This is a genomic window from Streptomyces sp. WM6372 (assembly GCF_001279655.1).
In the GTDB taxonomy this organism is placed as follows: Bacteria; Actinomycetota; Actinomycetes; order Streptomycetales; family Streptomycetaceae; genus Streptomyces.
This window is the reverse complement of the sequence record NZ_LGDB01000116.1, coordinates 81,346-101,785: the sequence shown is the minus strand read 5'-3', so window position 1 is coordinate 101,785 and position 20,440 is coordinate 81,346. Positions and strand designations below refer to the sequence as shown.

The window sequence follows — 20,440 nt, the reverse complement described above, 5'->3', positions numbered from 1 at the left end:
CCCCCCAGCCCCCCGCAGCGCCCTCCGCACAGCCCAGCCGGCAGCCCGGCCAGTGACCCGGCGGGCCGGCCGGCCCGCCAGAAATCCGTGAGGCACCATCAGTGACAACGATCACCCCGAAACCCGGGAACCCGTCGGGCGCCGGCCACGCGGCCGGGCCCTCACTTCGCGAGCGGCCCGCCGCGCCCGGTACGCTCACCGCCGTGTCCCACGCTGATCAGCCCAGAACCGCCCAGAAAGACGCCCCGGCGACGCCGCCGGGAGCGCCCCGGCCCCAGGCCGCCCGCCCGACACCCCTGGGCGAGCTGGCCACCCTGCTGGGCATCGAAGCCCCCGCCGCGGCCGCCGCGGCGGAGCCCCCGCAGATCACCGGGATCACGCACGACTCCCGTGCCGTGCGCCCCGGCGACCTGTACGCGGCCCTGCCCGGCGCCAAGCTGCACGGCGCCGACTTCGCCGCCCAGGCGGCCGCCCTCGGCGCCGCGGCCGTCCTGACCGACCCGACGGGCGCCGAACGCGCGGCCGCGACCGGCCTGCCGGTCCTGGCCGTCGCCGATCCGCGCGGCCGGATGGGCGAGCTCGCCGCCACGATCTACGGCCGCCCCGGCGAGGGCCTGCTCCAGATCGGCATCACCGGCACCTCCGGCAAGACCACCACGGCGTACCTCGTCGAGGGCGGTCTGCGCGGCGCCGGACGCTCCACCGGGCTGGTCGGCACCGTCGAGATGCGCATCGGCGACGAGCGCATCAAGTCGGAGCGCACCACCCCCGAGGCCACCGACCTCCAGGCTCTGTTCGCGGTCATGCGCGAACGAGGGGTCGAGGCCGTCGCCATGGAGGTCTCCAGCCACGCCCTGGTGCTCGGCCGGGTCGACGGATGCGTCTTCGACGTCGCCGTCTTCAACAACCTGAGCCCGGAACACATGGAGTTCCACTCGGACATGGAGGACTACTTCCAGGCCAAGGCGCAGCTCTTCACCGAGCGCCGCGCCCGCCTCGGAGTGGTCAACATCGACGACGAGTACGGCCGCCGCCTCGCCAAGGAGGCCGCCATCCCGGTGGTGACCTTCTCCGCCGGGGGCGACGCGGCCGCGGACTGGCGCGCCGAGGACGTCGTGTACGGGCACATGGACTCCACGCTGACCGTGGTCGGGCCGCAGGGGCAGCGCGTACGGGCCACGGCCCCGCTGCCCGGCCCGTTCAACGTCGCCAACACCGTCGCCGCGATCGTCACGCTCGCCGCCGCCGGCCTCGACCCGCAGACCGCCGCCGACGGCGTCGCCGCGGTCCCCGGGGTCCCCGGCCGGCTGGAGCGGGTGGACGCGGGCCAGCCGTACCTCGCCGTCGTCGACTACGCGCACAAGACGGACGCCGTCGAATCGGTGCTCCGCGCACTGCGCGAAGTCACCACCGGCAAGCTGCACATCGTGCTCGGCTGCGGCGGCGACCGCGACACCACCAAGCGCGCCCCGATGGGCGCCGCGGCCGCCCGGTTCGCCGACACCGCAGTGCTGACCTCCGACAACCCGCGCTCCGAGGACCCCCTCGCGATCCTCGCCGCGATGTTCGAGGGCGCCGTCTCCGTACCCGCCGAAGAGCGCGGCACCGTCCTCGTCGACGCCGACCGGGCCGCGGCCATCGCCGCCGCCGTCGCGCGCGCCGAGGCCGGGGACACCGTGCTGGTGGCGGGCAAGGGCCACGAGCAGGGCCAGGACACGGCAGGCGTCGTACGGCCCTTCGACGACCGCGCGGTGCTCCGGGCCGCGATCGAACTCCGGCAGAACCAGCAGCACCCGCAAGGCAACGACGTCCGACAGGCCGAGGTGAACCAGTGATCGCCCTCTCCCTCGCCGAGATCGCCGACATCACCGGCGGGCGGCCCCACGACATACCGGATCCGTCCGTGCGGATCACCGGGCCCGTGGTCATCGACTCCCGCCAGGTGGAGGCCGGCAGCCTGTTCGCCGCGTTCGCCGGCGAACACGTCGACGGCCACGACTACGCCGAGCGCGCGGTCGCCTCCGGAGCCGCGGCCGTCCTCGCCGCCCGGCCCGTCGGCGTACCCGCGATCGTCGTCGCCGACGTCGAGAAGGCCCTCGGCGCCCTCGCCCGGGCCGTCGTCGAGCGACTCGGCACCGACGTGGTGGCCCTGACCGGCTCCGCCGGCAAGACCTCCACCAAGGACCTCATCGCCCAGGTGCTCCAGGCCCACGCGCCCACCGTGTGGACCCCCGGCTCCCTCAACAACGAGATCGGCCTGCCGCTCACCGCGCTGCGCGCCACGGAGGAAACCCGGCACCTGGTGCTGGAGATGGGCGCCCGCGGCATCGGGCACATCGACTACCTCACCGGCCTGACCCCGCCGCGCATCGGACTCGTCCTCAACGTCGGGACCGCCCACATCGGCGAGTTCGGCGGCCGCGAGCAGATCGCCCGGGCCAAGGGCGAGCTCGTCGAGGCCCTGCCGGCCGAAGCCGACGGCGGAGTCGCGGTCCTCAACGCCGACGATCCGCTGGTGCGCGCGATGTCCGCCCGGACGAAGGCCCGTACCGTGCTGTTCGGCGAGGCCGACGACGCCGACGTACGGGCCTCGGAAGTCCGTATGACACCGGCAGGACAGCCCTCCTTCACACTCCACACACCCACCGGGTGCGGCGAAGTGACCTTGCGCCTGTACGGTGAGCACCACGTGTCGAACGCGCTCGCCGCGGCCGCCGTCGCCCATGTACTGGGCATGTCCACCTCGGAGATCGCCACCGCGCTCTCCGGAGCGGGCACCTTGTCCCGGTGGCGGATGGAGGTCACCGAGCGGGCGGACGGCGTGACGATCGTCAACGACGCCTACAACGCGAATCCCGAGTCCATGCGGGCCGCTCTGCGCGCGCTTGCCGCGATGGGCGGCGCGGCCAGGGCCGACGGGGGACGTACGTGGGCGGTGCTCGGTCCCATGGCCGAGCTCGGGGACGCATCGTTGGCCGAGCACGACGCGGTGGGACGGCTTGCCGTCCGGCTCAACGTGAGCAAGCTCGTCGCAGTCGGGGGCAGGGAAGCGTCCTGGCTGCAACTGGGCGCATATAACGAGGGTTCGTGGGGTGAGGAGTCGGTGGTCGTGTCCGACGCGCAGGCGGCGATCGACCTGTTGCGCAGTGAACTGCGCCCGGGTGACGTCGTGCTGGTGAAGGCTTCCAGGTCGGTAGGCCTGGAGCGGGTCGCTCTGGCTCTGCTGGCCGGCGAGGGCGAGGTCGCCGACCGATGAGGCAGATCCTCTTCGCCGGTGTCATCGGCATGTTCCTGACCGTGATCGGCACCCCGCTGCTGATCAAGCTGCTGGCCCGGAAGGGTTACGGCCAGTTCATCCGCGACGACGGCCCGCGCGGCCACGCCGGGAAGAAGGGCACGCCCACCATGGGCGGCATCTCCTTCATCCTGGCGACGATCATCGCGTACGCCCTGACGAAGGTGATCACGGGCAGCCCGGCCACGTTCTCCGGCGTGCTGGTGCTCTTCCTGATGTCCGGCATGGGCCTCGTCGGCTACCTCGACGACTACATCAAGATCGTCAAGCGCCGCTCGCTCGGTCTGCGGGCCAAGGCCAAGATGGCCGGCCAGCTGATCGTCGGCATCGCCTTCGCCGTGCTCGCGCTGCAGTTCAAGGACGCCCGCGGCAACGCCCCGGCCTCCACCAAGCTGTCGTTCGTCACGGACTTCGGCTGGTCGATCGGCCCGGTGCTGTTCGTGGTCTGGGCGCTGTTCATGATCCTGGCGATGTCCAACGGCGTGAACCTGACGGACGGTCTGGACGGCCTGGCCACCGGCGCCGCGGTGATGGTCTTCGGCGCGTACACGTTCATCGGCGTCTGGCAGTTCCAGGAGTCGTGCGCCAACGCGCAGACCCTGACGAACCCCAACGCCTGCTTCGAGGTACGAGATCCGCTGGACCTCGCGATCGTCGCCTCCGCGCTCATGGGCGCCTGCTTCGGCTTCCTGTGGTGGAACACCTCGCCCGCCAAGATCTTCATGGGTGACACCGGCTCGCTGGCCCTCGGCGGCGCCCTCGCCGGTCTCGCGATCTGCTCCCGCACGGAGTTCCTGATCGCCCTCCTCGGCGGCCTCTTCGTCCTCATCACCATGTCGGTGGTCATCCAGGTCGGCTCCTTCAAGCTCACCGGGAAGCGCGTCTTCCGGATGGCCCCGCTCCAGCACCACTTCGAACTGAAGGGGTGGTCCGAGGTCCTGGTGGTGGTCCGGTTCTGGATCATCCAGGGCATGTGCGTGATCGTGGGTCTCGGACTCTTCTACGCGGGATGGGCAGCCGACAAGTGAGCACCACCGACCTGGCCGGCCTGCTCGGCCCCGATCCCCTGGGCCGGTACGGTCTGCCGGGCCGGATCACCGTGGCCGGCCTCGGCATCAGCGGCATCAGCGCCGCCCGGGCGCTGGCCGGACTCGGCGCGACGGTGACCGTCGTCGACAACGGCGACGGCGACGCGCACCGCGCGAAGGCCGCCGAACTCGCCGAGCTGGGCATCGAGGTCCGCCTGGGGCACCTGCCCGACGGGGCCCGGGCCGGGGAAGCCCTGCCCGAGGGCACCGAACTGGTCGTCACCTCGCCCGGCTGGCAGCCCGAGAGCCCGCTCTTCCGGGCCGCCGCCGAGGCGGGCGTCGACGTCGTCGGCGACGTCGAGATCGCCTGGCGGCTGCGCGGGGCCGGCGTGGAACTGCGCGCCGCCCGCCGGGCCGCCGCGGCGGAGGACACCGGCGGGGACGCCGACGCCGGGCGGGCCCCGGCCGGGCCCGCCGAGTGGCTGGCGATCACCGGCACCAACGGCAAGACCACCACCACGCAGATGCTCGCGTCGATCCTGAAGGCGGCGGGCCTGAAGACCGCGGCCGTCGGCAACATCGGCACCCCGATCATCGACGTGGTCCTCGGCGAGGAGGCGTACGACGTCCTCGCCGTCGAGCTCTCCAGCTACCAGCTCCACTGGGCGCCCTCGCTGCGCGCCCACTCGGCGGCCGTGCTCAACCTGGCCCCCGACCACCTCGACTGGCACGGCTCGATGGAGGCGTACGCCGCCGACAAGGGCCGGATCTACGAGGGCAACACGGTCGCCTGCGTCTACAACGTCGCCGACCCGGCCACCGAGAAGCTCGTCGAGAACGCCGACGTCGAGGAGGGCTGCCGGGCGATCGGCTTCACCCTCGGCGCCCCCGGCCCCTCCATGCTCGGCGTCGTCGACGGCATCCTCGTCGACCGCGCCTTCGTCGAGAACCGGCAGAAGAACGCCCAGGAACTCGCCGAGGTGGGGGACGTCAACCCGCCGGCCCCGCACAACATCGCCAACGCGCTCGCCGCGGCGGCCCTGGCCCGCGCCTTCGGCGTCGCGCCGCGCGCGGTCCGCGACGGGCTGCGCGACTTCCGCCCCGACGCGCACCGCGTCGCGCACGTGGACGAGGTCGCGGGGGTCACGTACATCGACGACTCCAAGGCCACCAACACGCACGCCGCCGAGGCCTCCCTGGCGGCCTTCGAGCCCATCGTGTGGATCGCCGGAGGCCTCGCCAAGGGCGCGACCTTCGACGAGCTCGTGCAGAAGTCCCAGAAGCGGCTGCGCGCCGTGGTGCTGATCGGCGCCGACCGGGCGCTGATCGCCGAGGCGCTGGCGCGACACGCCCCCGAGGTCCCGGTCGTCGACCTCGACCGGACCGACACTGGGGCGATGCTCGCAGCGGTCCGGGAAGCGGCCCGGCTCGCAGAGCCCGGCGACACGGTTCTGCTGGCCCCGGCCTGTGCCTCGATGGACATGTTCGCGAACTACAACAAGCGCGGGGACGCATTCGCGGACGCGGTGCGCGAGCTGGCCGCCGAGGACGCGTAGGTCCGGCCGGCCCGCTCTCAGGTCGGCGAGTACTCCCCGACCGGCTGCTCGCCTCGTACGAGTGGAGGGGAAGGTCACACATGCCGGCCAAGCAAGTGCTGCCGGGGCGGCGGCCGTCCGCCGTGAAGCCCGCCAAGTCCGTGAACGGCGCCAAGTCCGCCCGGACGGTCAAGGCCCAGGGCCGCAGGCGCCCGGCGGGGAGCGTGCGGCCGCCCGGCGGGCGCGGGCCCCTGGAGCGGCTGCGGCGTACGCAGCGGCAGTTGCGCAAGGCCTGGGACCGGCCCCTCACCGCGTATTACCTGATCTTCGGCAGCTCGCTGCTCATCACCGTGCTCGGCCTGGTCATGGTCTACTCGGCCTCGATGATCAAAGCGCTCCAGCTGGGGCTGGGCGACGCGTACTTCTTCAAGAAGCAGTTCCTGGCCGCCCTGATCGGCACGGTGCTGCTGCTGGTCGCCTCCCGGATGCCGGTCAAACTGCACCGGGCTCTGTCGTACCCCGTGCTCGCGGGAACCCTGTTCCTGATGGTCCTGGTCCAGGTCCCCGGGATAGGGGTGGCGATCAACGGCAACCAGAATTGGATCTCCCTTGGTGGTCCGTTCATGCTCCAGCCCAGTGAGTTCGGCAAGCTGGCACTGATCCTCTGGGGCGCCGACCTGCTGGCCCGCAAGGGCGAGAAGGAGCTGCTGAGCCAGTGGAAGCACCTGTTGGTGCCGCTGGTCCCGGTGGCGTTCCTGCTGCTCGGGCTGATCATGCTGGGCGGGGACATGGGCACCGCGATGATCCTCGGGGCGATCCTGTTCGGCCTGCTGTGGCTGGCCGGAGCCCCGACGCGGATGTTCGTGGCGGTGCTCGCCTTCGCGGGTGTGATCGTCGCACTGCTGATCAAGACCAGCCCGCACCGGATGGACCGGCTCGCCTGCCTCGGCGCGACGGATCCGGGCCGGAACGACTTGTGCTGGCAGGCCGTGCACGGGATCTACGCCCTCGCATCCGGCGGATGGTTCGGTTCCGGTTTGGGTGCCAGTGTGGAAAAATGGGGGCAACTGCCCGAAGCCCACACCGACTTCATCTTTGCCATCACAGGGGAGGAACTGGGTCTGGCGGGGACGCTGTCGGTACTCGCCCTGTTCGCGGCTCTAGGCTATGCGGGTATCCGCGTGGCCGGACGCACGGAGGACTCCTTCGTACGGTATGCCGCGGGAGGCGTGACCACCTGGATCACGGCGCAGGCCGTGATCAACATCGGTGCGGTGCTCGGTCTGCTGCCGATCGCCGGAGTCCCGCTCCCGCTGTTCTCGTACGGAGGGTCCGCGCTGCTGCCGACGATGTTCGCGGTCGGACTGCTCATCGCCTTCGCGCGGGAGGAGCCGGCGGCGCGCGCGGCGCTCGCGATGCGCCAGCCGAAGACCGGCTGGAAGCGGACCGGGCAGAGATGGAAGTCGATGAGACGGAGCGTCAAGAGGCGTCCGTCCGGAGAGCGGTGAATTTCGGTGCATGTCGTACTCGCCGGTGGGGGGACCGCCGGCCACATCGAGCCGGCGCTCGCCCTCGCGGACGCCCTGCGCAGGCAGGACCCTTCCGTGGGCATCACCGCCCTCGGCACGGAGCGCGGGCTCGAAACCCGCCTCGTGCCCGAGCGCGGCTATGAGCTGGGGCTGATCCCGGCCGTCCCGCTGCCCCGCAAACCCACTCCCGAGCTCATCACCGTCCCCGGACGGCTGCGCGGGACGATCAAGGCCGCCGAGGAGATCCTGGAGCGCACCAAGGCCGACTGCGTCGTCGGCTTCGGCGGCTACGTGGCCCTGCCCGGCTACCTCGCCGCCAAGCGGCTCGGGGTGCCGATCATCGTCCACGAGGCCAACGCCCGTCCGGGACTGGCCAATAAGATCGGCTCCCGCTACGCGCACGCCGTCGCGGTCTCCACCCCCGACAGCAAGCTGCGCGGCGCCCGCTACGTGGGCATCCCGCTGCGCCGCAGCATCTCCACCCTGGACCGGGCCGCGGTCCGCCCGGAGGCGCGCGCCGCCTTCGGCCTGGACCCCAACCTGCCGACCCTGCTGGTCTCCGGCGGCTCGCAGGGCGCCCGCCGCCTCAACGAGACCATCCAGCAGGTCGCTCCGACCCTCCAGCGCTCCGGGATCCAGATCCTGCACGCGGTCGGCCCGAAGAACGAACTGCCGCGTGTCGACAACATGCCCGGGATGCCGCCGTATGTGCCGGTACCGTACGTGGACCGGATGGATCTCGCGTACGCCGCCGCCGACATGATGCTGTGCCGCGCGGGCGCGATGACCGTCGCCGAACTCTCCGCCGTCGGGCTGCCGGCCGCGTACGTCCCGCTGCCGATCGGCAACGGCGAACAGCGGCTCAACGCCCAGCCGGTGGTCAAGGCCGGCGGCGGCCTGCTCGTCGACGACGCGGAGCTGACGCCCGAGTGGGTGCTCAGCCAGGTCCTCCCGGTGCTCGCCGACCCGCACCGCCTGTACGAGATGTCCCGCGCCGCCGCCGAGTTCGGCCGCCGCGACGCCGACGACCTGCTCGTCGCGATGGTGTACGAGGCGATCGCCGCACACAGGAACCGCTAGCGCAGGAGGCACAGGAGTGGCCGGAGCGACGACCGCACAGCGCGGCAACCCCGGGTCCGCCCGGAAGGGCAAGGGCTCCGGCTCTCCCAAGCCGCCCAAGCCGCCCAGGTCGTCGGGGCCGTCAGGGGGGTCCGGCCCGCGGGGCCCCGGTGTCCAGCGCCTCGTCCGGCGCCTGCGGCACCGGGGCCCCGTGCTGCTCGCCCTCCTCGCCGCCGTCCTCCTCACCGGGGGCGGCGGCTGGGTGCTCTACGGCTCCTCCTGGCTCCGCGTCGAGAAGGTGACCACCAGCGGAACGCAGGTGCTGACCCCCGAGCAGGTGCTGGCCGCCGCGGCCGTACCGGTCGGGGCGCCCCTCGTGGGCGTGGACACGGACGAGATCGCGGGCCGGGTCCGCAGCCGGCTGCCCCGCGTCGATTCGGTCGATGTGGTGCGGGCGTGGCCGCACGGGATCGGGCTGAAAGTGACGGAGCGCAAACCCGTCCTGCTCATCAAAAAGGACGCCAAGTTCGTGGAAGTGGACGCTTCGGGTGTGCGATTCGACACGGCCGCGAAAGCTCCCGCGGGCGTTCCGGTCCTCGAATTGTCCGCGGCGCAGTCGCCGAGCGGCCGCCGTTTCGACGAGGAACGGCTGCTGCACGAGGCCGTGGGCGTCGCCGGAGACCTCCCCGAAGCGGTCGCCAAGGAGACCGTGCAGGTCAGGGTGGGCTCGTACGACTCGGTCGTACTGGAGTTGACCCGCGGCCGGACCGTGGTCTGGGGCAGCGGCGAGCAGGGCGAGGCGAAGGGACGCGCGCTGACCGCTCTGCTGAAAGCCGCGCCCAAGGCTGACCACTTTGACGTGAGCGTCCCCACGGCCCCTGCTGTGTCCGGGAGTTGACGTCGGGTCGAACAGCGACGCACCCTGGTTGGCCACCGATACGGGTGATCACATAGGGTGAAAAGAAAAACGGGAGGTTCGGCGTGTTCGTTGAACACGCGCTACTTGTCGACTTAGTGTCCTGTTCGGAAGAGTCCAGGGAACAGGCACATACTTAACCCTAAACTTCAGGGTTAGGGTTCGGGTCGGCGCGTTCGGACCGTCCCACATTTCGGCATCAGTCGTCGCAACGCAGGCCCGCGAGGCGGCGACACGTAACTCGAGGCGAGAGGCCTTCGACGTGGCAGCACCGCAGAACTACCTCGCAGTCATCAAGGTCATCGGTGTCGGCGGCGGTGGTGTCAATGCCATCAACCGAATGATCGAGGTCGGTCTCAAGGGCGTCGAGTTCATCGCCATCAACACGGACGCCCAGGCGCTGTTGATGAGCGACGCCGACGTCAAGCTCGACGTCGGCCGTGAACTCACCCGGGGCCTCGGCGCCGGCGCCAACCCGGCAGTCGGTCGCAAGGCGGCAGAGGACCACCGCGAGGAGATCGAGGAGGTCCTCAAGGGGGCCGACATGGTCTTCGTCACCGCCGGCGAGGGCGGCGGCACCGGCACCGGCGGCGCACCCGTCGTCGCCAACATCGCGCGCTCGCTCGGCGCCCTGACGATCGGTGTGGTCACCCGGCCGTTCACCTTCGAGGGCCGGCGCCGCGCGAACCAGGCGGAGGACGGCATCGCCGAGCTCCGCGAAGAGGTCGACACCCTCATCGTCATCCCCAACGACCGGCTGCTGTCCATCTCGGACCGCCAGGTCTCGGTCCTGGACGCCTTCAAGTCGGCCGACCAGGTCCTGCTCTCGGGTGTCCAGGGCATCACCGACCTCATCACCACCCCGGGTCTGATCAACCTCGACTTCGCGGACGTCAAGTCCGTCATGTCCGAGGCCGGCTCGGCCCTCATGGGCATCGGCTCGGCCCGCGGCGACGACCGCGCGGTGGCCGCCGCCGAGATGGCGATCTCCTCGCCGCTGCTGGAGGCGTCCATCGACGGCGCCCGCGGCGTGCTGCTCTCCATCTCCGGCGGCTCGGACCTCGGTCTCTTCGAGATCAACGAGGCCGCGCAGCTGGTCAGCGAGGCCGCCCACCCCGAGGCGAACATCATCTTCGGCGCCGTCATCGACGACGCGCTCGGCGACGAGGTACGGGTCACCGTCATCGCCGCCGGCTTCGACGGCGGACAGCCCCCGGCCCGCCGGGACAACGTCATCGGCGCCGCGTCCACCAAGCGCGAGGAGCCGGCTCCCGCACCGGTCCGCGCGGCCGAGCCGGCGCGCCCGGCCTTCGGCGGACTGGGCACGGTCACCCCGCGCGAAGAGCCCCCGGCCCCGGTCGAGGCGGCTCCGATCGAGACCGCGGCCCCCGCGCCGCAGGTCCCGACGGCCCGGCCGTACCAGGACAGCCCGGCCGAGGAACTGGATGTCCCGGACTTCTTGAAGTGACGCTGGACCAGTACGACGAGAGCGGCGCCCACTTCGCCTTCACCGACCGGTGGGGCGGGGTGAGCGCCGTTCCGTACGAGGAGCTCAATCTCGGCGGCGCGGTCGGAGACGACCCCACCGCCGTTCTCGCCAACCGGGCGGCCGCCGCCGGGGCCCTGGGCATCGAGCCGGACCAGGTGGTCTGGATGAACCAGGTGCACGGCCGTGACGTGGCGGTGGTCCCCGGACCCTGGGGCGCCGCCGCCGACGTCCCGGCGGTGGACGCGGTGGTGACCGCGCGCCGGGGGCTCGCCCTCGCGGTGCTCACCGCGGACTGCACCCCGGTCCTGCTGGCCGATCCCGTCGCGGGGGTCGCGGGCGCGGCCCACGCGGGGCGGCCCGGACTGGTCGCCGGAGTGGTGCCGGCCGCCGTGGAGGCGATGGTCTCCCTCGGGGCCGAGCCCGGGCGGATCATCGCCCGTACCGGCCCGGCGATCTGCGGGCGCTGTTACGAGGTGCCGGCCGAGATGCGGGCCGCGGTCGCCGAGGTGGTACCGGCCGCCCACGGCGAGACGAGCTGGGGGACGCCCTCCGTCGACGTGGTCGCCGGGGTGCACGCCCAGCTCGCGGAGGCGGGGGTGGTGAACCTGCACCGCTCGGCGTTCTGCACACTGGAGTCGCGGGACCACTTCTCGTACCGCCGCGACCGGGTGACCGGGCGGCTTGCCGGATATGTCTGGCTGGACACCGTGTCTTCCCGGGGGGAAACCCCCGGACCCCCGGTAGGAAAAGACTGATGACGGACCGTAAGTCGGAGCTCGCGGAGAACCTCGCGCGGGTGGAGGAACGTATCTCGTCCGCCTGCGCGGCCGCGGGGCGGGGACGGGACGAGGTGACGCTCATCGTGGTCACCAAGACCTACCCCGCGAGTGACGTACGACTGCTGGCGGACCTGGGTGTCCGTCATGTGGCGGAGAATCGTGACCAGGACGCCGCCCCCAAGGCCGCGGCCTGCGCGGATCTGCCGCTCACCTGGCACTTCGTGGGCCAGTTGCAGACGAACAAAGTCCGTTCCGTGGCGGGATACGCGCATGTCGTGCAGTCCGTCGACCGGCCGAAGCTCGTCACGGCGCTCTCGGCGGCCGCGGAGGGGGCGGGGCGCGAACTCGGCTGCCTCGTACAGATCGCCCTCGACGCGGAGTCGGGCGAGCGCGGCACCCGGGGCGGGGCCGCCCCGGAGCAGCTGGCCGAACTCGCGGACCTCGTGGCCGGGGCGCCGGGACTGCGGCTCGACGGTCTGATGACCGTCGCTCCGCTGGCCGGGGCCTACGCGGGACGAGAACAGGCCGCTTTCGAGCGGCTGGTGGAATTGTCATCCCGCCTGCGCGCGGACCATCCGACTGCCACGATGGTGTCGGCCGGGATGAGCGCAGACCTGGAACAGGCCGTTGCGGCCGGTGCGACACATGTACGCGTCGGCACTGCGGTACTCGGCGCGAGACCCCGGCTCGGGTAACGTCGCGAAGAAAGTCGGACCACAGCAGAAAATATGGTCATTCCCGCTGACGGGCGGACAGACCACGTGGATCGCGGGCAGTTGGTGACTTTGGTGACACAGCGACACCTGCGACAGGGCGATCCACCACAGAGCGGAGGATTCAGAGAATGGCCGGCGCGATGCGCAAGATGGCGGTCTACCTCGGCCTCGTGGAGGACGACCGGTACGACAACCCGGGGTACGACCCCGACGACGAGTTCGAGCCCGAGCCGGAACCGGAGCGGGACCGCCGGCGCCAGCAGGCCGTGCACCAACCGCCCGTAACGGACGAACCGGTACGAGTTGCCCAGCCTCCGGCGCAACGGGAACCCATCCCATTGCCGGTGGAAAACGGACGTCCTGCGCGAATTGCCCCCGTGGCATCCATCACACCTGAACGCTCGAACCTGGAGAAGAACGCCCCCGTGATCATGCCCAAGGTCGTCTCCGAGCGGGAGCCGTACCGCATCACGACGCTGCACCCCCGGACCTACAACGAGGCCCGTACCATCGGGGAACACTTCCGTGAGGGCACTCCGGTGATCATGAACCTCACGGAGATGGACGACACGGATGCGAAGCGACTTGTCGACTTTGCAGCCGGCCTCGTCTTCGGCCTGCACGGCAGCATTGAACGCGTGACACAGAAGGTGTTCCTGCTGTCGCCTGCTAACGTCGATGTCACGGCGGAGGACAAGGCCCGCATCGCGGAGGGCGGGTTCTTCAACCAAAGCTAGACCGATCCGTCAGACACGGGGCCGGGGACAGAGCGAGAGCTGGGGAGAGGGAAGCGCGGGATGGGCGTCGCACTGCAGGTGGTCTACATCGTGCTGATGTGCTTCCTTATCGTGCTGATCTTCCGACTGGTGATGGACTACGTCTTCCAGTTCGCACGTTCATGGACACCCGGCAAGGCGATGGTGGTCGTCCTTGAGGCCACCTACACTGTCACCGATCCACCGCTCAAGCTTCTCCGGCGTTTCATTCCGCCGTTGCGTCTCGGGGGCGTGGCACTCGACCTGTCCTTCTTCGTTCTGATGATCATCGTTTACATCCTCATCAGTTTCGTGAGCACCGCTGCGAGAAGCGTGTGAACGATGAGCTTCCCCGCGAGCGCGGGGACAGTCCCGATACGGTCTTGCCGACTGCCGACGACTACGTAGAGGTGAAGAAGACATGCCGCTGACTCCCGAGGACGTGCGGAACAAGCAGTTCACGACCGTCCGCCTCCGAGAAGGCTATGACGAGGACGAGGTCGATGCCTTCCTCGACGAGGTCGAGTCCGAACTGACGCGCCTGCTGCGCGAGAACGAGGACCTGCGCGCCAAGCTGGCCGCCGCCACGCGTGCCGCCGCGCAGAACCAGCAGCAGCAGGGCATGCGCAAGCCCGAGCCCCAGGACCAGCGCGGCCCCGGAGGCCCCGGCGCCCCCGTGCCCGCCGCCATATCCGGCCCGCCGGCGCAGCAGGGCCCGCCGCAGATGGGCCCGCCGCAGCTGCCGGGCGGCCAGCCGCAGCTTCCGGCCGGCCCCGGTGGACCCGGACCGCAGGGTCCGGGTGGCCCCGGTCCGATGGGCGGCCCCATGCACACCATGGGTGGCCAGCAGCAGATGGGCCAGCAGGGCATGGGCCAGCAGGGCATGGGCCAGCAGTCCATGGGCGGCCAGAACCCGCTCGGCCAGCAGATGCAGCCCATGGGCCAGCAGATGCAGCCGATGGGTCAGCAGATGCAGCCCATGGGTCAGCCGATGCAGCAGCAGATGCAGCAGATGCAGCAGCCGCAGCTCCCGCAGCAGGGCCCCGGTGGCGACAGCGCCGCCCGCGTCCTGTCGCTGGCGCAGCAGACCGCCGACCAGGCGATCGCGGAGGCCCGCTCCGAGGCCAACAAGATCGTCGGCGAGGCGCGCAGCCGTGCCGAGGGCCTGGAGCGGGACGCCCGTGCCAAGGCCGACGCGCTGGAGCGGGACGCCCAGGAGAAGCACCGCGTCGCGATGGGCTCCCTGGAGTCCGCCCGCGCCACGCTGGAGCGCAAGGTCGAAGACCTGCGGGGCTTCGAGCGTGAGTACCGTACGCGTCTGAAGTCCTACCTGGAGTCGCAGCTGCGCCAGCTGGAGACCCAGGCGGACGACTCCCTGGCCCCGCCGCGCAACCCGGCCGGCCCGGCGCTGCCGCCGTCGCCGACCCCGTCGATGGCTCCGGCCGGAGCGATGGGGCACTCGATGGGCGCTCCGTCGCCCATGGGCGGTCCCTCGCCGATGGGTGGCCCGTCCCCGATGGGCGGCCCCTCGTACGGTGGTCAGCAGCAGATGTCTCCCGCGATGACGCAGCCGATGGCTCCGGTGCGGCCGGCCGCGCCGCAGCCGATGCAGCAGGCGCCGTCGCCGATGCGCGGCTTCCTGATCGACGAGGACGACAACTAGGCGCCGCGCCGTTCGTCGGCAGTCGCTTCACGGGCCGGGCCCGGTTCCCCTTCGGGGGCACCGGGCCCGGCCCGTTGGCGTTCCGGCTGTCGGTGCTGTCGGTGCTGTCGGTGCTGTCGGTGCTGTCGGTGCTGTCGGTGCTGTCGGTGCCGCCGCCGCGGGGGCCGGCCCCGCACCTCCCGAGGAGCGGGGCCGTGCAGCGCCCGGGAAACGGTGGAAGGGCGGGGCGGGGAGGAGAAACGACTGTGGCCCGGACCCGAGCGGGGTCCGGGCCACAGAGGCGATGACTACGCCTTGCGGAGGCGGAAGGTCAGGCCCAGGGACTCGTCCGTGAACGGGTCGCCGTACGTGGTGTCGGCTTCGCCGGACGCGTAGTCCGTCGACAGGACCTCGTCCGCGATCAGCGCCGCGTGGTCCGTCAGGGCCGTCACGACCTCCGGCTCCGACGAGGACCAGCGCAGGGCGATCCGGTCCGCCACGTCGAGGCCGGAGTTCTTCCGGGCCTCCTGGATCAGGCGGATCGCGTCACGCGCCAGGCCCGCGAGCCGCAGCTCCGGGGTGATCTCCAGGTCCAGGGCCACCGTCGCGCCGGAGTCGGACGCGACCGACCAGCCCTCGCGCGGGGTCTCCGTGATGATGACCTCCTCGGGGGTGAGGACCACGGTCTCGCCGTTCACCTCGACCGAGGCCTCGCCCGAGCGCAGGGCCAGGGACAGCGCCGCCGCGTCGGCCGCGGACACCGCCTTCGCCACGTCCTGGACGCCCTTGCCGAAGCGCTTGCCCAGCGCCCGGAAGTTCGCCTTCGCCGTGGTGTCGACGAGCGAGCCGCCGACCTCCGACAGGGAGGCCAGCGAGGAGACGTTCAGCTCCTCCGTGATCTGGGCCTGGAGCTCGGGGGACAGGGCGTCGAAGCCCACCGCGCCGACCAGGGCCCGGGACAGCGGCTGGCGGGTCTTCACGCCCGACTCGGCGCGCGTGGCCCGGCCCAGTTCCACCAGGCGGCGGACCAGCAGCATCTGCTGGGAGAGGGTCGGGTCGATCGCCGAGGCGTCCGCCGTCGGCCACGTGGACAGGTGGACCGACTCCGGCGCGTCCGGGGTCACCGGGACGATCATGTCCTGCCAGACCCGCTCCGTGATGAAGGGGGTGAGCGGGGCCATGAGGCGGGTCACCGTCTCGACCACGTCGTGCAGGGTGCGCAGCGCCGAGGCGTCGCCCTGCCAGAAGCGGCGGCGCGAGCGGCGCACGTACCAGTTGGACAGGTCGTCCACGAACGAGGAGAGCAGCTTCCCGGCGCGCTGGGTGTCGTACGACTCCATCGCCTCCGTGACCTCGGAGGTGAGGGTGTGGAGTTCCGAGAGGAGCCAGCGGTCCAGGACCGTGCGGTCCGCCGGCGCCGGGTCGGCCGCCGACGGGGCCCAGTTCGACGTACGGGCGTACAGCGCCTGGAAGGCGACCGTGTTCCAGTACGTGAGGAGGGTCTTGCGGACCACCTCCTGGATCGTGCCGTGGCCCACGCGCCGCGCCGCCCACGGGGAGCCGCCGGCCGCCATGAACCACCGCACCGCGTCCGCGCCGTGCTGGTCCATGAGCTGGATCGGTTCGAGGGTGTTGCCCAGGTGCTTGGACATCTTGCGGCCGTCCTCGGCGAGGATGTGGCCCAGGCAGACCACGTTCTCGTAGGAGGACCGGTCGAAGACGAGGGTGCCGACCGCCATGAGGGTGTAGAACCACCCGCGCGTCTGGTCGATGGCCTCCGAGATGAACTGCGCCGGGTAGCGCTTCTCGAAGATCTCCTTGTTCTTGTGCGGGTAGCCCCACTGCGCGAACGGCATCGAGCCCGAGTCGTACCAGGCGTCGATGACCTCCGGCACGCGGACGGCCTCCAGCGAGCAGCCGTCGGCGGTGCAGGTGAAGGTGACGTCGTCGATGTACGGGCGGTGCGGGTCCAGGGCGGAGAGGTCCTGCCCGGACAGCTCGCCCAGCTCGGCGCGCGAGCCGACGCAGGTGAGGTGGTTCTCCTCACAGCGCCAGATCGGCAGCGGGGTGCCCCAGTAGCGGTTGCGGGAGAGCGCCCAGTCGATGTTGTTGTTCAGCCAGTCGCCGAAGCGGCCCTGCTTGACGGAGTCCGGGAACCAGTTGGTCTTCTCGTTCTCCCGCAGCATCGCGTCCTTGACGGCGGTGGTGCGGATGTACCAGGACGGCTGCGCGTAGTAGAGCAGGGCCGTGTGGCAGCGCCAGCAGTGCGGGTAGCTGTGCTCGTACGCGATGTGCTTGAAGAGCAGGCCGCGCGCGTCGAGGTCGGCGGTCAGCTTCTCGTCCGCCTTCTTGAAGAAGACGCCGCCGACGAGCGGGACCTCCTCCTCGAAGGTGCCGTCGGGGCGGACCGGGTTCACGACGGGCAGGCCGTACGCGCGGCAGACCGCGAGGTCGTCGGCGCCGAAGGCGGGGGACTGGTGGACCAGACCGGTGCCGTCCTCGGTCGTGACGTACTCGGCGTTCACGACGTAGTGGGCCGGAGCCGGGAACTCCACGAGGGAGAACGGACGCTCGTACGTCCAGCGCTCCATCTCCTTGCCCGTGAAGGTCTGGCCGGTGGCCTCCCAGCCCTCGCCCAGGGACTTCTCCAGCAGCGGCTGGGCGACGACCAGCTTCTCCTCGCCGTTCGTGGCGACCACGTACGTGACCTCGGGGTGGGCCGCGACGGCCGTGTTGGACACCAGGGTCCACGGGGTCGTCGTCCACACCAGCAGCGCGGCCTCGCCGGCCAGCGGGCCGGAGGTGAGCGGGAAGCGGACGTAGACGGAAGGGTCGACGACCGTCTCGTAGCCCTGGGCCAGCTCGTGGTCCGAGAGGCCGGTGCCGCAGCGCGGGCACCAGGGGGCGACGCGGTGGTCCTGGGTGAGCAGGCCCTTGTTGAAGATCTCCTTCAGCGACCACCACACGGACTCGACGTACTCGGGGTCCATGGTCCGGTACGCGTCGTCCAGGTCGACCCAGTAGCCCATGCGGGTGGTGAGGTCGGCGAACGCGTCGGTGTGTCGGGTCACGGACTCGCGGCACTTGGCGTTGAACTCGGCGATGCCGTAGGCCTCGATGTCCTGCTTGCCGTTGAAGCCGAGCTCCTTCTCGACGGCGAGCTCGACGGGCAGGCCGTGGCAGTCCCAGCCGGCCTTGCGGGCCACGTGGTAGCCGCGCATGGTGCGGAACCGGGGGAAGACGTCCTTGAAGACGCGGGCCTCGATGTGGTGCGCGCCGGGCATGCCGTTGGCGGTGGGCGGGCCCTCGTAGAAGACCCACTCGGGGCGGCCCTCGGACTGCTCCAGGGTCTTGGCGAAGGTCTTGCTCTCGCGCCAGAAGTCGAGAACGGCGTGTTCGAGGGCGGGCAGGTCGACCTGGGCGGGTACCGGGCGGTACTGCGGCGGTGTGGTCATGAGGCTGAACTCTTCCTCCGGCGGGGTGTCACTTCCGTCCGGAGGGACGAGAGCCGCCCCCTTCTCAAGGACGCGCTGCTCCCGCGGTACCACCCTCCTTGGCCGCCGGACGGATCCGGTGGCCCCCTCATTGGGGTGCGAAGCCGGTTCTACTGGCCGCACGGGGATCCGTACGGGCTTTCTTCCGGCGGCTCAGGGGTGATCCTTCGCATCGCGCTCGCCCCCGGGCTCTCACCGTCCCCGGGTCGCTCATGGCTGCGTCCGACGCTACTCGTCCCCGTCGATGCCTTTCGCTGGGCCCAGTGTACGGGGCGGGGGCGCGCTCGGCAGACCGGTTTACGGGGGGTCGGGGCGGGGGTTCCGGCCGGGCTCGGGGCCGGGCCAGGGGGCGGGGCCGTACGGGTTGCGGCGTGACCCGAACGGGCCGATGAGCCGGTCCGGGCTCCGGTGTGACGGGAGTGGCGGATTACCGGGCTCCCTGCTGGGAACAACGGATGCAGGTTGGCATCGATGGACGCGTGCCCCGTTGCCGCGAGGCTGGAGTCGATTTATCGTTCCGGCACGATTCGCGAGCAAGATCACAGTATGTGAAGGGGCCGCGGCCATGGTGGCGAAGAAGACCGCCGGGAGAACTGCCGAGAAGGCTGTCGGAAAGGCCGCCGGGAAGGCCGCGGCGGCCGAGGATGCGGCTCCGGCCTGGAAGAAGACGACCGCCGCCGGGAAGAAGACGGCTCTGAACTCCACGGCCAAGACGGCGATCAGGACGGCGGCCAAGACGGCGGCCAAGACGGCAGCCAAGAAGGCGACCAAGAAGGCGACCGTCAAGAAGGCGGATGCCGAGGAGGTGCCCGCCGAGAAGGCGGTGGTCAAGAAGACCGCCGCCCGGAGGACACCGGCCAAGAAGGCCGCAGCCGTGAACACGACGGCCGCGGCGAAGGCGGCCACCGAGAAGGCGACCGGCGTCGGGAAGACGACCGCGAGGAAGGTCACGGCCAAGGCGGCCGGGGCCGAGGGGGCGGCGCAGGCCGCGCAACAGACGGGAGCCCGGAAAGTGGTTGCCAAGAAGAGCACCGGCACGGCCAGGAAGACGGCTGCGGCCGCCACCAGCGGGCTGCCGAAGGCCAGGGCCACGGCCGCAGCGGCCCTGGCGCCGGGCGAGCTGGCCGTACGGCCCGGCGAGGACCCCTGGACCCCGGCGGAGGTGGCCGAGGCCCGTGCCGAGCTCCAGAGCGAGGTGCTGCGGCTGCGCGACGAGCTCCAGGCCTCCGACGAGGCCATCTCGGGCCTGATGCGGGACTCCGGCGACGGAGCGGGCGACGACCAGGCCGACACGGGCACCAAGAACATCACCCGGGAGTCCGAGCTGGCCCTCGCCGCCAATGCCCGCGAGATGCTCGAACAGACCGAGCGGGCCCTGGAGCGGCTGGACGCGGGCACGTACGGGCTCTGCGAGAACTGCGGCCAGCCCATCGGCAAGGCCAGGATGCAGGCGTTCCCGCGGGCGACGCTGTGCGTGGACTGCAAGCAGAAGCAGGAGCGCAGGCACTGAGGGGGCACGGGCCGGGCTGCCGCCACGGGCGGACCCTGACGTACTCTCGTGTCTCGTCGGGGTCCAGGGGCCCGGCAGGGCCGTAGGGCCGTGTCGTCCGCAACCTGGTTCGAGCTAGTCGAGGGACTCACGTGGCAGAGGCGGAGAGCATCATCGGTACGCCGGAGGTCGGGGACGACGCCCAGCCGGAGTCCGCCGCGCCCCAGGGGCGCCGGCGGATCGTCGCGCTGCTCGTCGTCGCGCTGCTCGCCTACCTGCTCGACTTCGGCAGCAAGATGCTGGTCGTCGCGAAGCTGGAGCACCAGCCGCCGATCCGGATCATCGGCGACCTGCTGAAGTTCGAGGCGATCCGCAATCCGGGCGCCGCGTTCGGCTTCGGCGAGGCCTTCACCATCATCTTCACGTGCATCGCGGCCACCGTGATCATCGTGATCGTGCGGCTGGCCCGCAAGCTCTACAGCCTGCCGTGGGCGATCGCGCTGGGCCTGCTGCTCGGCGGTGCGCTGGGCAACCTCACCGACCGGATCTTCCGTTCGCCGGGGGTGTTCCGGGGCGCCGTGGTCGACTTCATCGCGCCCGCCCACTTCGCCGTCTTCAACCTCGCGGACTCGGCGATCGTGTGCGGCGGCATCCTGATCGTGCTGCTGTCGTTCAGGGGTCTGGACCCGGACGGTACGGTCCACAAGGACTGAT

At 71.2% G+C, this 20,440-nt stretch carries 16 protein-coding genes; 15 read left to right on the top strand and 1 reads right to left on the bottom strand.

Translation table 11 applies throughout. The features are described from left to right. Nucleotides 1-101: 101 nt before the first annotated feature. The 13 genes from ADK52_RS11105 (at nucleotide 102) to ADK52_RS11045 (ending at nucleotide 14,764) form a co-directional block, all read left to right on the top strand. Nucleotides 102-1,835, top strand: coding sequence for a UDP-N-acetylmuramoyl-L-alanyl-D-glutamate--2,6-diaminopimelate ligase (locus ADK52_RS11105; RefSeq protein ID WP_053689589.1), 1,734 nt, complete (start codon nucleotides 102-104; stop codon nucleotides 1,833-1,835). After that, on the top strand, nucleotides 1,832-3,256 hold the full coding sequence (locus tag ADK52_RS11100; protein WP_053689588.1) for a UDP-N-acetylmuramoyl-tripeptide--D-alanyl-D-alanine ligase: 1,425 nt from the start codon (nucleotides 1,832-1,834) through the stop codon (nucleotides 3,254-3,256). Before ADK52_RS11105 ends, ADK52_RS11100 begins: the two co-directional genes overlap by 4 nt. Beyond that, nucleotides 3,253-4,323 (top strand): phospho-N-acetylmuramoyl-pentapeptide-transferase, encoded by a 1,071-nt coding sequence (mraY, locus tag ADK52_RS11095; protein ID WP_053689587.1) that lies wholly within the window; start codon nucleotides 3,253-3,255, stop codon nucleotides 4,321-4,323. Before ADK52_RS11100 ends, mraY begins: the two co-directional genes overlap by 4 nt. After that, nucleotides 4,305-5,879 (top strand): UDP-N-acetylmuramoyl-L-alanine--D-glutamate ligase, encoded by a 1,575-nt coding sequence (gene murD / locus ADK52_RS11090; RefSeq protein ID WP_420714846.1) that lies wholly within the window; start codon nucleotides 4,305-4,307, stop codon nucleotides 5,877-5,879. Before mraY ends, murD begins: the two co-directional genes overlap by 19 nt. 80 nt (nucleotides 5,880-5,959) lie before the next feature. Continuing rightward, nucleotides 5,960-7,366 (top strand): putative lipid II flippase FtsW, encoded by a 1,407-nt coding sequence (gene ftsW / locus ADK52_RS11085; protein ID WP_053689586.1) that lies wholly within the window; start codon nucleotides 5,960-5,962, stop codon nucleotides 7,364-7,366. Nucleotides 7,367-7,372: 6 nt separating this feature from the next. Continuing rightward, nucleotides 7,373-8,467 carry an undecaprenyldiphospho-muramoylpentapeptide beta-N-acetylglucosaminyltransferase gene (murG, locus tag ADK52_RS11080; protein ID WP_030863673.1) on the top strand — a complete coding sequence of 365 codons (1,095 nt, stop codon included), beginning with the start codon at nucleotides 7,373-7,375 and terminating at the stop codon, nucleotides 8,465-8,467. A gap of 16 nt (nucleotides 8,468-8,483) precedes the next feature. Next, nucleotides 8,484-9,344 carry a cell division protein FtsQ/DivIB gene (locus tag ADK52_RS11075; RefSeq protein ID WP_053689585.1) on the top strand — a complete coding sequence of 287 codons (861 nt, stop codon included), beginning with the start codon at nucleotides 8,484-8,486 and terminating at the stop codon, nucleotides 9,342-9,344. Between the two features lie 280 nt (nucleotides 9,345-9,624). Next, complete coding sequence (gene ftsZ / locus ADK52_RS11070) at nucleotides 9,625-10,830, top strand: cell division protein FtsZ (protein ID WP_053689584.1); 1,206 nt, start codon at nucleotides 9,625-9,627, stop codon at nucleotides 10,828-10,830. After that, nucleotides 10,827-11,606: a peptidoglycan editing factor PgeF gene (gene pgeF, locus ADK52_RS11065; RefSeq protein WP_053689583.1), complete on the top strand. Its 780-nt coding sequence runs from the start codon at nucleotides 10,827-10,829 to the stop codon at nucleotides 11,604-11,606. Before ftsZ ends, pgeF begins: the two co-directional genes overlap by 4 nt. After that, nucleotides 11,606-12,325: a YggS family pyridoxal phosphate-dependent enzyme gene (locus tag ADK52_RS11060; protein ID WP_053689582.1), complete on the top strand. Its 720-nt coding sequence runs from the start codon at nucleotides 11,606-11,608 to the stop codon at nucleotides 12,323-12,325. The genes pgeF and ADK52_RS11060 overlap by 1 nt, the downstream gene beginning before the upstream one ends. A 149-nt stretch (nucleotides 12,326-12,474) precedes the next feature. Further along, on the top strand, nucleotides 12,475-13,083 hold the full coding sequence (locus ADK52_RS11055; RefSeq protein WP_048480482.1) for a cell division protein SepF: 609 nt from the start codon (nucleotides 12,475-12,477) through the stop codon (nucleotides 13,081-13,083). A 60-nt stretch (nucleotides 13,084-13,143) separates the two neighbouring features. Then, complete coding sequence (locus tag ADK52_RS11050) at nucleotides 13,144-13,440, top strand: YggT family protein (RefSeq protein WP_053689581.1); 297 nt, start codon at nucleotides 13,144-13,146, stop codon at nucleotides 13,438-13,440. Nucleotides 13,441-13,522: 82 nt separating this feature from the next. Then, nucleotides 13,523-14,764, top strand: coding sequence for a DivIVA domain-containing protein (locus tag ADK52_RS11045; RefSeq protein ID WP_053689580.1), 1,242 nt, complete (start codon nucleotides 13,523-13,525; stop codon nucleotides 14,762-14,764). 287 nt (nucleotides 14,765-15,051) lie between these two features. On the opposite strand, the gene ileS is transcribed toward ADK52_RS11045, so the two are convergent. Then, entirely contained in the window at nucleotides 15,052-18,198 is a 3,147-nt protein-coding gene (gene ileS / locus ADK52_RS11040; RefSeq protein ID WP_053689579.1) for an isoleucine--tRNA ligase, read from the bottom strand. A 604-nt stretch (nucleotides 18,199-18,802) separates the two neighbouring features. Between ileS and ADK52_RS41320 the strand changes: the two genes are divergently transcribed. Continuing rightward, the gene (locus tag ADK52_RS41320) at nucleotides 18,803-19,747 is read left to right on the top strand and encodes a TraR/DksA family transcriptional regulator (protein ID WP_053689578.1); all 945 of its coding nucleotides are present in this window, start codon (nucleotides 18,803-18,805) and stop codon (nucleotides 19,745-19,747) included. 131 nt (nucleotides 19,748-19,878) lie between these two features. Further along, on the top strand, nucleotides 19,879-20,439 hold the full coding sequence (gene lspA / locus ADK52_RS11030) for a signal peptidase II (RefSeq protein ID WP_053689577.1): 561 nt from the start codon (nucleotides 19,879-19,881) through the stop codon (nucleotides 20,437-20,439). Nucleotide 20,440 lies beyond the last annotated feature (1 nt).

What these genes read in the sequence shown, in the direction of transcription:
- mraY (WP_053689587.1), top strand. Translation starts at nt 3,253, where the DNA reads ATGAGGCAGATCCTCTTCGCCGGTGTCATCGGCATGTTCCTGACCGTG.
- murD (WP_420714846.1), top strand. Translation starts at nt 4,305, where the DNA reads ATGGGCAGCCGACAAGTGAGCACCACCGACCTGGCCGGCCTGCTCGGC.
- ftsW (WP_053689586.1), top strand. Translation starts at nt 5,960, where the DNA reads ATGCCGGCCAAGCAAGTGCTGCCGGGGCGGCGGCCGTCCGCCGTGAAG.
- ADK52_RS11060 (WP_053689582.1), top strand. Translation starts at nt 11,606, where the DNA reads ATGACGGACCGTAAGTCGGAGCTCGCGGAGAACCTCGCGCGGGTGGAG.
- ADK52_RS11055 (WP_048480482.1), top strand. Translation starts at nt 12,475, where the DNA reads ATGGCCGGCGCGATGCGCAAGATGGCGGTCTACCTCGGCCTCGTGGAG.
- ADK52_RS11050 (WP_053689581.1), top strand. Translation starts at nt 13,144, where the DNA reads ATGGGCGTCGCACTGCAGGTGGTCTACATCGTGCTGATGTGCTTCCTT.
- ADK52_RS11045 (WP_053689580.1), top strand. Translation starts at nt 13,523, where the DNA reads ATGCCGCTGACTCCCGAGGACGTGCGGAACAAGCAGTTCACGACCGTC.
- ileS (WP_053689579.1), bottom strand. Translation starts at nt 18,198, where the DNA reads ATGACCACACCGCCGCAGTACCGCCCGGTACCCGCCCAGGTCGACCTG.
- ADK52_RS41320 (WP_053689578.1), top strand. Translation starts at nt 18,803, where the DNA reads ATGGTGGCGAAGAAGACCGCCGGGAGAACTGCCGAGAAGGCTGTCGGA.